The sequence below is a fragment of the Chitinophaga alhagiae genome (assembly GCF_003568665.1).
Classification (GTDB): domain Bacteria; phylum Bacteroidota; class Bacteroidia; order Chitinophagales; family Chitinophagaceae; genus Chitinophaga; species Chitinophaga alhagiae.
In genome coordinates, this window is sequence record NZ_QXMH01000002.1 from 984,888 (window position 1) to 998,411 (window position 13,524).

12 protein-coding genes are annotated in these 13,524 nt (G+C 53.0%); 5 read left to right on the plus strand and 7 right to left on the minus strand.

Annotated elements, in window-relative coordinates; all coding sequences use genetic code 11:
• Nucleotides 1-45 precede the first annotated feature (45 nt).
• From plsX to D3A97_RS14860, 3 genes are read right to left on the minus strand one after another with little or no spacing between them, the layout of a single operon-like run.
• Entirely contained in the window at nucleotides 46-1,002 is a 957-nt protein-coding gene (gene plsX, locus D3A97_RS14850) for a phosphate acyltransferase PlsX (protein WP_119079257.1), read from the minus strand.
• A 46-nt stretch (nucleotides 1,003-1,048) separates the two neighbouring features.
• A complete protein-coding gene (gene rpmF, locus D3A97_RS14855) occupies nucleotides 1,049-1,243 on the minus strand; it encodes a 50S ribosomal protein L32 (protein ID WP_119079258.1) in 195 nt (64 codons plus the stop codon).
• Between the two features lie 32 nt (nucleotides 1,244-1,275).
• Nucleotides 1,276-1,812: a YceD family protein gene (locus D3A97_RS14860; protein ID WP_119079259.1), complete on the minus strand. Its 537-nt coding sequence runs from the start codon at nucleotides 1,810-1,812 to the stop codon at nucleotides 1,276-1,278.
• Nucleotides 1,813-2,007: 195 nt separating this feature from the next.
• On the opposite strand from D3A97_RS14860, the gene D3A97_RS14865 reads away from it, so the two are divergent.
• Nucleotides 2,008-4,479 (plus strand): PAS domain-containing hybrid sensor histidine kinase/response regulator, encoded by a 2,472-nt coding sequence (locus D3A97_RS14865; protein ID WP_119079260.1) that lies wholly within the window; start codon nucleotides 2,008-2,010, stop codon nucleotides 4,477-4,479.
• Nucleotides 4,480-4,491: 12 nt separating this feature from the next.
• On the opposite strand, the gene D3A97_RS14870 is transcribed toward D3A97_RS14865, so the two are convergent.
• On the minus strand, nucleotides 4,492-5,373 hold the full coding sequence (locus tag D3A97_RS14870; RefSeq protein ID WP_119079261.1) for a fructosamine kinase family protein: 882 nt from the start codon (nucleotides 5,371-5,373) through the stop codon (nucleotides 4,492-4,494).
• A gap of 16 nt (nucleotides 5,374-5,389) precedes the next feature.
• On the opposite strand from D3A97_RS14870, the gene D3A97_RS14875 reads away from it, so the two are divergent.
• On the plus strand, nucleotides 5,390-6,457 hold the full coding sequence (locus D3A97_RS14875) for a DUF3810 domain-containing protein (RefSeq protein WP_232825992.1): 1,068 nt from the start codon (nucleotides 5,390-5,392) through the stop codon (nucleotides 6,455-6,457).
• Here D3A97_RS14875 and D3A97_RS14880 read toward each other — a convergent pair.
• Together D3A97_RS14880 and D3A97_RS14885 are read right to left on the minus strand one after the other, a co-directional pair.
• Nucleotides 6,454-7,401: an arginase gene (locus D3A97_RS14880; RefSeq protein WP_119079263.1), complete on the minus strand. Its 948-nt coding sequence runs from the start codon at nucleotides 7,399-7,401 to the stop codon at nucleotides 6,454-6,456. The two genes, D3A97_RS14875 and D3A97_RS14880, sit on opposite strands and share 4 nt — an antisense overlap.
• Nucleotides 7,402-7,509: 108 nt before the next feature.
• Nucleotides 7,510-8,652, minus strand: a complete 1,143-nt coding sequence (locus D3A97_RS14885) for an acyl-CoA dehydrogenase (RefSeq protein WP_119079264.1) — start codon at nucleotides 8,650-8,652, stop codon at nucleotides 7,510-7,512.
• Between the two features lie 195 nt (nucleotides 8,653-8,847).
• Between D3A97_RS14885 and D3A97_RS14890 the strand changes: the two genes are divergently transcribed.
• From D3A97_RS14890 to D3A97_RS14900, 3 genes are all read left to right on the plus strand, one after another.
• A complete protein-coding gene (locus D3A97_RS14890; RefSeq protein ID WP_119079265.1) occupies nucleotides 8,848-9,519 on the plus strand; it encodes a YggS family pyridoxal phosphate-dependent enzyme in 672 nt (223 codons plus the stop codon).
• Between the two features lies 1 nt (nucleotide 9,520).
• The gene (locus D3A97_RS14895) at nucleotides 9,521-10,753 is read left to right on the plus strand and encodes a peroxiredoxin family protein (RefSeq protein WP_232825970.1); all 1,233 of its coding nucleotides are present in this window, start codon (nucleotides 9,521-9,523) and stop codon (nucleotides 10,751-10,753) included.
• A 778-nt stretch (nucleotides 10,754-11,531) separates the two neighbouring features.
• Nucleotides 11,532-12,773: a serine hydrolase domain-containing protein gene (locus D3A97_RS14900; RefSeq protein ID WP_119079267.1), complete on the plus strand. Its 1,242-nt coding sequence runs from the start codon at nucleotides 11,532-11,534 to the stop codon at nucleotides 12,771-12,773.
• Nucleotides 12,774-12,951: 178 nt separating this feature from the next.
• Here D3A97_RS14900 and dcd read toward each other — a convergent pair whose 3' ends face one another.
• The gene (gene dcd, locus D3A97_RS14905; RefSeq protein WP_119079268.1) at nucleotides 12,952-13,488 is read right to left on the minus strand and encodes a dCTP deaminase; all 537 of its coding nucleotides are present in this window, start codon (nucleotides 13,486-13,488) and stop codon (nucleotides 12,952-12,954) included.
• Nucleotides 13,489-13,524: the final 36 nt, after the last annotated feature.

A 13,524-nucleotide genomic window follows, 5' to 3' on the forward strand; every position in this document is an offset into this window, starting at 1 on the left:
TCACCTGGTAAGGTAAGCCCCTTGGTATCTTTAACCCGATGGGGATCAATCTTCTTTTACCGCTACAAAGCTCTCGCGGACCTTGTCCAGCAGTTTGCTTTCTATCATTCTTTGCGCCAGGGCTATCATGTTGGAGAAGGCGCGGCCCCCGGATATGCCGTGGCCGATGATCACCGGCTCGGACACGCCCAGTACCGGCGTACCGCCGTATTGCTCAAAGTCGAACTTGTCCATGTACTCGTCTTTGATATTGCGCCTGACCATAATATCATGGAAAGACTCCGCCATTTTCAGCACTACATTGCCGGTAAACCCTTCACAAACGATCACGTCTGCGGTGTCTTTGAACACGTCCCGGCCTTCTACGTTGCCGATAAAGTTCAGTTGTTTGGCCTCTTTGAGCAGGGGGTAGGTGGCTTGTGCCAGCAGGTTGCCTTTGCCTTCTTCTTCCCCGATATTGAGCAGGCCCACTCTGGGGGAGGGGTTGCCCATGATGTATTGGGAATAGAGGGAGCCCAGCAGGGCAAACTGTACCAGGTTTTCCGGTTTGCAGTCCGCATTGATGCCAACATCCAGCAGGAGGCCGGGGTTACCGGTTTCCCTGGGTACAATAGTGGAAATGGTGGGGCGTTGAACGCCGTCAATGAGCTTAATGGAATAAATAGCGCCTACCATCATGGCCCCGGTATTACCGGCGCTGATGAAAGCACCTATTTTTTTGTTTTGCAGGAGATGGAAGCCGATGGAAATGGAGGAATGCGGCTTTTCCTTGAGCGCCTTGGTAGGATGTTCATTCATCCCGATGAGCTGGGATGAATGAACAACTGAATATCTTGATTGGTCCAGCTGTGCATCGGACAGCAAGGGCGCCAGGGCTTGCTCGTCACCGATCAGTACCAGATGCACATCTGCGGCAACACTGCTATCTAAAAATAATTTAACTCCTTTTACTGCTTCTGCGGGGGCGTAATCGCCGCCCATCATATCAAGCCCGATTCTCATGAACTGTGTTTGTCTTTTTGCTCGGGGGTAAAATTAGTAAAAATTATTATTTAACGGCAGCTTGTTTTTCCAAAACAACTTTTCCTTTATAGAACAGTTTGTTCTCTACCCAGTGAGCACGGTGTCTCAGGTGCACTTCGCCGGTAGCGCTGTCTGTGCTTAACGTTTCAGCAAAAGCCTTGTAGTGCGTTCTTCTTTTTGCTGATCTTTGCTGCGAATGTCTACGTTTAGGATTCGGCATCTTATTTAAATTTTAATTGTACTTGTTTAAAATCAATTGTCTCTGAACTTCTCCAACCCTTTCCAGATCGGATTAGTGGTGTCTTCGCCCTGTTTGTTCATTTTTTCCAGCATTTCGAGCACTTTCGGGTCGCAACCGCTTTTGCCGTTGGCATCATCCGGGTGTATCCGCTGCATGGGGATACTCAGGTTGATGAACTCGTAGACAAAATCGGCTACGTTCAGGTGCGATTCCGTCCTGGAAATGTACGTAATGTCCGGATCTTCGTCACCGCTCAGCTCCGCGGGGTCTTCCACCAGCTTTACCACCTGGTTGAAATCGTCCCACAGCTGCATCTCGAACGGCTGCCCGCAGCGGTCACAGGTAACGGTAACCGTACCCCCGACCTCGAATTTTAACAAGAAAAGGTTATTTTTCTTGTCAAATTGTAACTTTACGGTCGCGTTACAGTTCGAGAAATCCTGCTGTCCGTAGTTTTCAAAGAAACTATCTGTGATCTGGTATTGGAATGTATGCACCCCGGGCGTCAGACCTACAAAAGCTATGTCAAATTCGCGGAGATGCTTCATATCAAAAACCTCACTTTTAGAGGGATGCAAAGGTACACAAATATTTGCAAAAGCAAAAATTTCCTACTTTTACTGATTCTCATCTGATTTTTATATATAAAAATTTATAAAAATGTCAGATATTTACAGATAGCCACTTACGGCAAAATGATGTAACTTCATGCTCCATTAAAACAAATTGCTCCGCAATGCCTTATGAAATCCTATAAAGCCCCCTATTCTGCAGACAACATGACACCCAAAGGACGAATAGGACGGACGAAAAAAAACACACTGAAGTCACCTGCAGCCCCCCCAACAGACGGGTTACCCCATATTTTTGCCCTGCCCATTGCCGTTTACCTCCAGAATACCAATGCCGGCGTGCTGGTCTCTGACGAGCGCCACCGCTTTATCTGGGGAAACGACGTGTTCATGGGGTATTTCAATGCCGGCCGGGCGTATAAAGGCAATATGATCGACAAAACCTTCCGGTCCATGATCGACTATTGCGCGCCCTACCTGACCGATCCTGCCGGATTTGAATTGAAAATGAAGGAATTACGTAAACGGAAAAAGCCTTACTTCGGCTGGGAGCTTGCTTTCAGCACCGGAGAGATCCGGGAGGTCAGCTATATACCGGTATTTGACGGCGCCCATTTTGCCGGCAGCATCTGGCAGATCGTGGATGTGACCCGCCACCGCCTCTGGCAGGAAGAACTGCGGCGCGCGGATGAAAAATACCGCGTCATCCTGGACAACCTCAACGCCGGCCTCTGTGAAACAGACCTGGAAGGCAACATCGTAAAGGTGTACGAGAGTTTCTGCCGCCTTTCCGGCTATACGGAAGAAGAGCTGTTGGGCCGCAATATTACAGACATCTTTGTGCCGGAAGAGAACCGGGAGTATGCCCGCAACCTGCGGCGCTACCGCGTGGAGAAAAAGGTGGCCCTGCTGTACGACATGGAAATAGTGCTCAAAGACGGTACCCGCAAATGGGTGCTGGCCAGCTCCGGCAATATTTATGACCGGGAGGGCATGCCCGTTGGCGGCGTAGGCATCCATATGGACATTACCCCCCAGAAAGCCCTGCAAAAGGAGCTGGAAACGGCCAAACAGGCGGCGGAAGAGGCCCAGCGCGCCCAGAAGGAGTTCCTGGCCAACATGAGCCACGAGATCCGTACCCCCCTCAACGCCATCATAGGCATGGCCCACCTCCTGGATGAAACGGCCCTCAGTGACGAACAGAAGGAATATATCAAGATACTCAAACACTCCTCCGGCATCCTGCACGGCCTTATTACGGACATCCTGGACATTTCCAAGATAGAGGCCGGCAAACAGGAGATCAATGCCCGCGAGTTTGACCTGCGGGAGCTGATACAGCGCATGAAGCACACGTTCCAGCTCAAGCTGGGGCAACGGCCGGTGAAAGTGACCCTGGAACTGGACAAACGTATTGATACCCTGCTGATAGGAGACGATATGATCCTGAACCAGATACTGATGAATTTGTTAGGAAATGCAGAAAAATTCACGAAAGAGGGCGAAATTGCGATCAGGGTGTACCTGGACAACATACAGGGCAACACCCTGTGGCTGAAGTTCCAGGTGGCAGATACAGGGATAGGCATTGAAAAGGACAAGCTGGAGCTGGTGTTCCAGAACTACAAACAGGCGGAAAAAGACATCCGCGAGCGGTATGGCGGCACCGGCCTGGGCCTGGCCATAGCCAAACAACTGGTAGAGCTGCAGGGCGGGCAGATCAGCGTGGAAGAAGGGCCGGAGTTCCGTACCTGTTTCAGTTTCACCCTGCCGTTCATAGACACCCGCAAGCCGCTGGCCGGCATGGTGGAGGCAGACATGGACAACAACAAGTATGCCCGCATAGACTTCGGGCAATCACGGGTACTGGTGGTGGAAGACAACCCCATGAACCTGAAATATATTATCAGCCTGCTTGAAAAATACAAGATAGACTACCAACTGGCCACCAACGGCCCTGACGCACTGTACTTCCTGGAATCCAGGCAGTACGACCTGGTGCTGATGGACATCCGCATACCCGGCATGGACGGGTTTGAGCTGGCCCGCAAGATCAGGGAGGACGAGAGCCGTCCCAACGTGGCCACCCCGGTAATAGCCACCACGGCGGCCGCCATGCCGAGCACCATCACACTGGCGCGCACCATCGGCATTACGGACATTCTCACAAAGCCCTATACACCTGATCAGTTATTGCAGGTGTTGAACAAATACCTCAATGAAGACGAAACAGAAATTATTATGGAAGTGCAAAATATTAGCGGATACGAATTTCATCCCGGCCTGGACGTAAGGTACCTGAACACGTTGTATGAGAGTAACATCGGTTACGCCATAGACCTGTTCGAGATCTTTGTGATGACCATACAGGAAGAAATGGGCAAGCTGGAAACAGTGGCCAGGGAAAACGACTGGGAAAAACTGAAATTCCAGGTGCATAAGATCAAACCGAACTTTTCCATGGTGGGCCTCACCTGGATCACCGCGCGTATGGAACAGCTGGAAGCGCACCTGCGCAAAGCGGAAGAGCTGGATATGATACCCGGCATGCTGCAGGAAATTTCTACCGAGGTAAACAAACTGTTCCCCACCATTGAAAGCGAGCTGCAGAAGATGCAGGCATTTGTGAAAGGTAAAGAATAACAGCTGCGCCCGTCAGTTCAGCACGGCCAGTATCTCCTTGATGTCATTATAATAACTGCCGCCAAACAGGTTCAGGTGTACCAGCAGGGGGTATAGCTGGCAGAGCCCTATGCGCTGCTGCCAGCCGTTCTCCAGCGGGCGTATGGCCTGGTAGGTATAATAGAAACGTGTGTCGAACCCGCCGAACAAACGCGTCATGGCGATGTCCATCTCCCGGTGGCCATAGTATACGGCAGGATCGAAAATACAGGCCTTCCCGTTAGTGCCCACCAGGAAGTTGCCGCTCCACAGATCACCATGCAGCAGTGCCGGCGGCTCGTCAGGAAAAAGGGCGGGCAGGCGGCGGCACAACTGTTCTATTTGCCGCAGCACGCTTTGTTCCATCCTGTGCTGGTCATACGCCATGCGCGCCAGCGGCATCAGCCGGTTAAAGGCGTAGAACACGGGCCAGTTGCTGTAGGGGGTATTGTATTGTTTGAGGGAACCGATGTAATTGGCGGCCTGCAGGCCGTAAAAGGGCTGTGTTTGCTCGTGCAGCCGCGCCATGCCGGCGGCAAAACCTTCCCAGAAATCAGGGGCGGCGGCGCCTTTTTCCACGTATTCCGTAACCAGGAAAGCCCGGTTGCCGGCAGCGCCCGTGCAAAGGGGGCGGGGTACGGCCAGGGCGCCGGTCTGCCACAGTTCCTCCAGCCCGTCGTGCTCCCGTATGAACATATCAGGGTACTTGCGGGCATCGTTCGTTTTGAGGAACCAGCGGCCCTCATTTGTTTCCAGCCGGAACGTATCGTTAATATCTCCACCGTATACCCGCTCTGCGCTATTAATCTGTATTTTCACCGATAATTGTGCGGATAGGGCCTGGGCCAATTCCCTTTTTGTAATTTCATCTATCATGTTCCGTCAAGTTAAAATGGAAACGAACAACCTGGTCAAAAAGCAGCTGATAGGCATAGTTATCAGCGTACTCGGCATTCTTGTATTGAATGCGGTATTTGCAGCGGGTGGTTGGCCGGCTGATCTATATTTTCATAGGTGGTACGTTTTCATTAGTACAGTCTTAAGAAAAGTTTTAGGAAAAATACCCTTCAGTATTGGCGATGTAATATACGGCGTCTGGGTAATAATGTTTGTAGTATTTTTATTAAGAATTGGCTGGGACCTGGTATGCGGCCGCTGGCAGCAGCTGCTGTACCGTTTTCTGCAGGGCGTGCGCTGGCTGCTCTCCGTGTATTTCGTGTTCCTGCTGTTCTGGGGCGGGCATTACCGCCGCACCACGCCGGTGGCCGAGCTGGGGTTTGATGTAAAAAAATATACCACGGCAGACCTGTACCTGCTGGCGGATACGCTGGTGACACTTACTAACCGGGACAAGGCGGCCCTGCACCCGCGGCCTGACACGCATTACAGCGCCACCTTCAGGGCCGCGGCGGAAAATTACCGGCAGGCCGCGCGTACATGGCCGGAGCTGGCGTATACGCCTGTTTCCCTCAAACCGTCGTTGTACAGCAGCTACCTCAATTACCTGGGTGTAACCGGGTACCTCAATCCTTTCACCAACGAGGCGCAGGTGAACACGCGCATCCCGGCTTTCCTGCAACCTTTCACCACCTGCCACGAGATTGCCCACCAGCTGGGCTATGCGCCTGAAGAAGACGCCAACTTCATTGGTTACATTACCGCCAGCCGCTCTGCGGACCCGCGTTTCCGCTATGCGGCCAATTTTGAAATGCTGTTGTACACGCTGCGCCAGCTGGGCCGCCGCAACGGCTATATGGCCCGCCTGATCTGGAACCGGGCAGATATTACCGTGCGGGAAGACGTGCGCGCCATGATCCTTTTTTACCGGCAGTTTGAAGGCCCCCTAGACGATTATTCCGCCGTGCTGTACGATCAGTACCTGAAAGCCAACCGGCAGCAGCAGGGCATCCGCAGCTACAGTGAGGTGGTGGGCTGGCTCATGTCCTATTACAAGCTCTAGTTCATCATCAGCACGTTCACGCTGCGCTGCAGGATGTTGAAGGCTATTTCCGCCATCAGGTTCTCGCGGTCAAGGGTGGGGTTTACTTCCGTGATCTCGAAGCAGCATATTTTACGGTGCTGCATGAATTTGGAGATAAGGTCTTCCGCCTCTCTTTCCCGCAGGCCATTGCTCACCGGCGTGCCGGTACCGCGGGAAATGGAAGCGTCCAGGCTGTCTACGTCAAAAGACACATAGATGTACTCACAGTTGCTCAGGTAACGGAACACGCTGCGGGCCACGTTTTCCGCGCCCTTGCGGCGTACTTCGCCGGTGGTGATCACCTTCATGCCGTGTTTTTTGATGAGGTGCTCTTCTTCCTTCTCATAATCCCGCAGGGAAATGAACACAATATCTTCCGGCAGCACCTTGGGCGCTATTTTGCCGATGTTCTTGAGCTGGTCCCACATCTTCACCGTATGCTCGTCTACTTCATGCACCATGTGATCTTTATTGTCTTCCGCAATGCTCACCGCCAGCGGCATGCCGTGCATGTTGCCGGAGGGAGTGGTGAAGGGGGTGTGCAGGTCCGCGTGCGCATCTATCCAGATCACGCCCAGCTTGGCCTTGGGCCGGGCCATCTTCAGGCCGGCAATAGTGGCCCCGGCCGTGCTGTGGTCTCCTGACAGCACCACGGGGAACCAGTTGGCCTTGATGGTATCGCACACGCTTTTGCTGATCTTCTCATACATGGAATAGGTGCCTTTGATGCGTTTGGCGTAAGGGCTTTCTATGGGCTCGAAGAGGAGCTTATTTTCCGTTTCTATTTCTTCTGTGGGAAAGTGTACAAAGAAGTTGCTCATGAAATCGAGCGCTGCTATCTTGATAGCGTCTACCCCCAGGCTGGCGCCACGGGTACCTGCCCCGATTTCGGACTTCACTTCAATAATCTTGATGTTCTTCATATTGTTTTGGTGTTGTGGCCGCCAATACGGATAGGGCGCCGTTTTGCGGGGAATCGTATTGTTGCCGGCAGGCTGTGCCCGGTTGCCGGCCGCCGGGCGCGGCGCCGCCTAATGGCCCAGAATGCTGCGGCCTATCACGATGCGCTGCACTTCGGAAGTACCTTCGTATATCTGCGTGATCTTGGCGTCCCGCATCAGCCTTTCTACATGGTATTCTTTTACGTACCCGTAGCCGCCGTGTACCTGTACGGCCTCGGTGGTGACCCACATGGCGGTCTCTGATGCAAATACCTTGGCCATGGAGCTGCTCAGCGTATAGTCCAGGTGGTTATCTTTCTCCCATGCCGCGCGCAGGCACAGCAGCCGCGCCGCTTCTATGCGGGTGGCCATGTCCGCCAGCTTGAACTGGATGGCCTGGTGCTGGCTGATCTCCTTGCCGAAGGCCTTGCGTTCCCTGGAATATTTCAGGGCCAGCTCAAAGGCGCCGCTGGCTATGCCCAGGGCCTGCGAGGCAATGCCAATGCGGCCGCCGCCCAGGGTCTTCATGGCAAACTTGAAACCGAAGCCGTCTTCCCCGATGCGGTTTTCCTTGGGCACCTTCACGTCCTGGAACATCACGCTGTGCGTATCGCTGCCGCGGATGCCCAGTTTGTTTTCCTTGGCGCCGATGGTGATGCCCGGCGTGTTCTTTTCTATAATGAGGGCGTTGATGCCCTTGCTGCCCAGTTCAGGATGGGTTTGCACCATTACCAGGTACACGCTGGCGGAGTTGCCGTTGGTGATCCAGTTCTTGGTGCCGTTCACCAGGTAGTGGTCTCCCTTGTCTTCCCCGATGGTGCGTTGGGACGTGGCGTCAGACCCGGCTTCCGGCTCGCTCAGCAGGAACGCGCCAATGATCTCGCCCTTGGCCAGCGGCGCCAGGTATTTTTGTTTCTGTTCTTCGTTGCCGAAAGTTTCCAGCCCCCAGCATACCAGGGAGTTGTTAACGCTCATCACCACGGAGGCAGACGCGTCTATTTTAGAGATCTCTTCCATGGCCAATACATACGAAATTGTGTCCAGTCCGGCGCCGCCGTATTTCGGATCTACCATCATGCCTAAAAAGCCCAGCTCGCCCAGTTTCTTGATCTGTTCCGCGGGAAATTTCTGTTGTTCGTCGCGCTCAATGACGCCCGGCAACAACTCATTCACCGCAAAATCACGCGCAGCCTTTTGGATCATCAGGTGTTCTTCCGTTAACTGAAAATGCATATGTATATGGTTTTAAAAAAGATTGTTGGTGTGTACAAACCTATTTTAAAATGAGGATGTAAAAAAATAATTTGACATCATCAAGCATTTTACACGTATTGTTGAATAATTTGCACGAATGTGGCACCTAATATGTGTTAATTCACAAAGCAGGACTGCTCAGAAATGGTAAAAGTCTATTAATTTTGTAGGATTATGGCAGTCAATTTAACGAACTACCGGCAGGTGCTGGCCAACATAACGCCGTACCATGCCCGGCTGGTAGCCGTATCAAAGATCAAACCGGTAGAAGACATACAGGCGCTGTACGATGCAGGGCAGCGCATCTTCGGGGAAAACTACGTGCAGGAGCTGGCAGACAAGGCCGGCCGGCTGCCGCAAGACATTGAGTGGCATTTCATAGGCCACCTGCAGCGCAACAAGGTAAAATACATAGCCCCTTTTGTAAGCATGATACATAGTGTAGACAGTGTGAACCTGCTGCAGGAGATCAACAAGCAGGCCGCCCGCCACAACCGGGTCATCCACTGCCTGCTGCAGGTGTTCATTGCCACGGAAGAGACCAAGTTCGGCCTTAGTGAAGCAGAGGTGTACGAAGTGCTGGAGCAGGCCGGGGCATTGCCCAACGTGCGCATAGCCGGTTTGATGGGCATGGCCAGTAATACGGACGATGAAGAGCGTATACGGAAAGAGTTCCGCGGCCTCAGGGCATTGCACAACGAGGTGCGCGCCCGTTATTTCAGCGGGGCCGAAAGTTTCAGGGAATTATCTACCGGTATGAGCGGTGATTATAAAATAGCGCTGGAAGAAGGCAGTACGCTGGTGCGTATCGGCAGCCTGCTTTTTGGCGCAAGAAACTATGTATAATATGAGAAGACTGTTAATTTTTGGTGCGGCCCTGACCCTGGCGGCCTGTGGCGCACAACAATCGAAACAACTGGCCGCCGGCCCCTGGCAGGGCCACCTGCTGCGTGAAGACGGCGGGGATATTGTGTTCAATTTTGAGGTGCAGGATAGCGCCGGTAAAAAAACGATCTACATCCTCAATGCCGGGGAACGGATGCTGGTAGATGACGTGCGGCAGGAAGGCGATTCCGTTTTTATCCGCATGCCTTTTTACGACTCCGAGTTCCGTACCGCCCTGCAGGCAGACGGCAGCCTGGAAGGCCGCTGGATCAGGCACCTGGCGGATAGAGACCAGAGCATTGCCTTCAAGGGCCTGCCCGGCATTGCAGAACGCTTTGCCGCCACCGCACCGCCGCAATACAACATTACCGGCCGCTGGCCCACGTACTTCAAGTTCCCTGACAGGAAAGACAGCAGCTTTGCCATTGGCGAGTTTGTGCAGGAAGGCAGCGCCGTACGCGGTACCTACCTCACCACCACGGGAGATTACCGGTACCTGCAAGGCGTAGTGAGCGGCGATACCCTGAAGGTATCTACCTTTGACGGCTCCTTTGCCTACGTATTTACCGCCAAAATAGAGAACGACTCCACGCTCGGCAACGGCGAGTTTTTGCAGGGCATCACCAACAAGGCCGCTTTCACCGCAAGGAAAGACAGCGCCGCCCGCCTGCAGGACGCCACCACCATTGCCACCGTGAAAACACCCAACACCAAGCTGGACTTCTCCTTCCCCGACCTCAACGGCCAGCAGGTATCTATCAACGACGACCGTTTCAAAAACAAGGCCGTGGTGATACAGATCTCCGGCTCCTGGTGCCCCAATTGCATGGATGAGACCAAGTACCTGAGCGAGTGGTACAAACAGCACAAAGACCGGGGCGCGGAAATCATCATGCTCAGCTACGAGCGCACTACGGACTTTGAAAAGTCCAAAAAAGCGCTGGCCAGCTTTGTAGACCGGTTCAACGTAACGTATCCCGTGCTCATTACCGGCGTAACGCCCGCAGACCCGCAGAAAGCAGAAAAAACGCTGCCGCAGCTAACGGCTATCAAAGGTTTTCCCACCACCATTTACCTGGACAGGCAGGGGATAGTGAGAAAGGTACACACCGGGTTCAACGGCCCGGGCACCGGGGAGCATTATGAAGAATACAAAAGGGCGTTTAACGCGTTGATGGATGAGCTGTTGAAATAGGAGCGGCGTTGAAATAACGCCAGGCGGCGGATGCGGTGAATGGCATCCGCCGCTTTTTTATGCGGTCAATGAACTGAAATTTTTTAGTTGTCCGGACAATGGGAAATGTGCTCTGTTTTCCTGTGTTATGCGGCTGCCGTTCCGCAGTACAGTTGGGTTTGAGAAATTTTCTTGTAGTAATGTGAAAATCTTCATGATCTTTTTCAAACCCCGTCATTAATTTTGAGTAGAACAATTGATGATAACATTACAATTTTCTGTTGAACAGGCAAAAATTTCTTTCAAAATAAAACCCTTTGCTGTGGAGGGTTCCAGGGAAATGGTGAGGTGCTTGTTTTCATTGTGAGAAAGGTAGCCGCATGCCGGGCCTTTTTATCCAAAGAATCCACTAATTTGGACCGGTGTAGCGGGACCCCCTCCCCCCCTTGAAAATTACTGCATGGATTCACACAGAAAGTGGGCTGCATAAAAAACGGTCCATTTAATGTGTATGAAGAAATGCACAAAAAAACCATCCAGGTTTAAAGTTTTCCTGGATGGTCTTACGCGAATTGTAAGTTTGGTCAAAAAACTCAAGGACCTTTTTGATTCGTTTCAGTAAGGTCCGCGGCCTGGAGTCTCGTACACTCCGGGCCTTTTCATAAAAATACACTTTATTTCATAATGAGAATCAGACTTTCAACCAAATTTCTCATTATGCTCCCTGTAAAATCACAATGCAATTGATTTGTTAACCAAGATTATGTTTTTTGCCCGCTGACCCGTAATTTTCATACCTATGAAAAAAATTCCACTGTTCCTGCTCGTTCTCACGTTTCAGGCCGCCCTTGCCCAGCAGCAGCTCAAGCCCGCCGCCAGCGTAAGCGCCGCAGGTTTTTCTCCCGAGCGCCTGGCGCGCATAGACAGTTTTTTTAACGCGGCCGTCAAAAACGGGTATGCCCCCAACGCCGTTACTTTCATAGCCCGCAACGGGCAGATAGTGCATCACAAGGCCTTTGGTTTCAGCAACATGGAGCAGCGTACGCCCGCGCGTACAGACAATATTTTCAGGATTGCCTCACAAACCAAACTGGTGACCACTATTGCCATGCTGATGCTCTATGAAGAGGGCCGCCTCTTCCTGGAAGACCCGGTGGAGAAATACCTGCCGGAGTTCAAGGGCATACAGGTACTGGAAGACCCGGCTACAAGCAAAACGGGAACACGGCCGCCCAAAACGCCGCTGACCATCCGCCACCTGCTTTCTCACTCCGCCGGCATTCCCTATCAGCACCCCGCAGATACCGCGGGCCTAGAAGCGCTGGCATCGCTGGAAGGCCTCACCACGGAAGCGCTGGTGAAGAAGGTGGCCCAGCGCCCCCTGCTCCACGATCCCGGCGCCCGGTTCACCTACGGCTTCAATACAGACGTGGCGGGCCGCATAGTGGAAGTGATCTCCGGCAAGCGGCTGGACGAGTTTTTCCGGGAACGCATTTTTGCCCCATTGGGCATGCACGATACTTATTTTTACCTGCCTCCGGCCAAGGCCGGGCGCCTGGTGGAGCTGTATGCCAAACCTAAAATGGACAGCCCCATTACCCTCAGCACCAACGAAGCGGTACGCCGCTTCCCGGTAACCGGTAAACAAACCCTTTTCCTGGGCGGCGCGGGCCTGGTGAGCACGGCGGCAGACTATGCCAAAATATGCCAGCTGGTGCTCAACGGCGGGGAGTTCAACAATGTGCGCCTCCTTTCCCGCAAAACAGTAGACCTGATGGCGCGTAACCAGATAGGGGAGGCCACCGTGTGGGACCGGCAAGACCAGTTCGGGCTGGGCCTCCAGATCATCACGGCCAACAGCCGCTACGGAGACCAGGCTACGCCCGGCTCGCTCACCTGGGGCGGGGCCTATTGCTCGGAATATACCATAGACCCTTCCGAAAAGTTGATCATGCTGGTATTTACGAACGTAACGCCTTACGCCTGGTACGGGGAGTTTGTGCGGAAGTTCAGGATATTGACTTACGCGGCGTTGAAGTGATACATGGTCCGGGCAAGAGAAGCAAGTAAGCAAGCAAGCAGCCTGGCTCCGGGGCCGGAATTGCTGTAAGAAGGCAAAGCAATAATAAACAAGCCGCGATAAGCAAAGAGGGTTGGCCGCAGCAATACCGGCCAACCCCTCTTTACGTATAAAAAGCGCATGGCGCGCCTGTATCATTCTAAAATTCGTTCTTCCACATCATGCTCTCCACGGGCCGCACTGTTCTGCCGTTGTACTTGGCATTGCCTTTCTTGTTGTAAAAGGTCTCAATGTCCCCTTCCACCGCAAAATAAATGAGCTGGCCAATAGGCATGCCGGCGTAGATCTTCACCGGCTGGGCGCAGGATATTTCAAGCGTCCAGGTGTTGCAGAACCCAACGTCTCCCTTACCCGCGGTGGCGTGAATGTCTATACCCAGGCGCCCGGTGCTGGACTTGCCCTCCAGGAAAGGCACGTGGGCGTGCGTTTCCGTGTATTCCAGCGTTACCCCCAGGTACAGGGTGTTCGGCTGCAGCACATATCCTTCTTCCGGTATCTCAAAGTGGATGATCTCGTTGTGTTTACGCGCGTCCAGCACCCGGTCCGCATAAGTGGCCAGGTGTTTGCCCAGGTGTACGTCGTACGAGTTGGTACCCAGGTATTTGCGGTCATAAGGGCTGATCACGATGGTGCCCTTTTCAATTTCCTCGAGTATCCGTTTATCCGACAGGATCATGATGTGTTCGTTTAGGTTAGGCCAGTTGGGTATTTC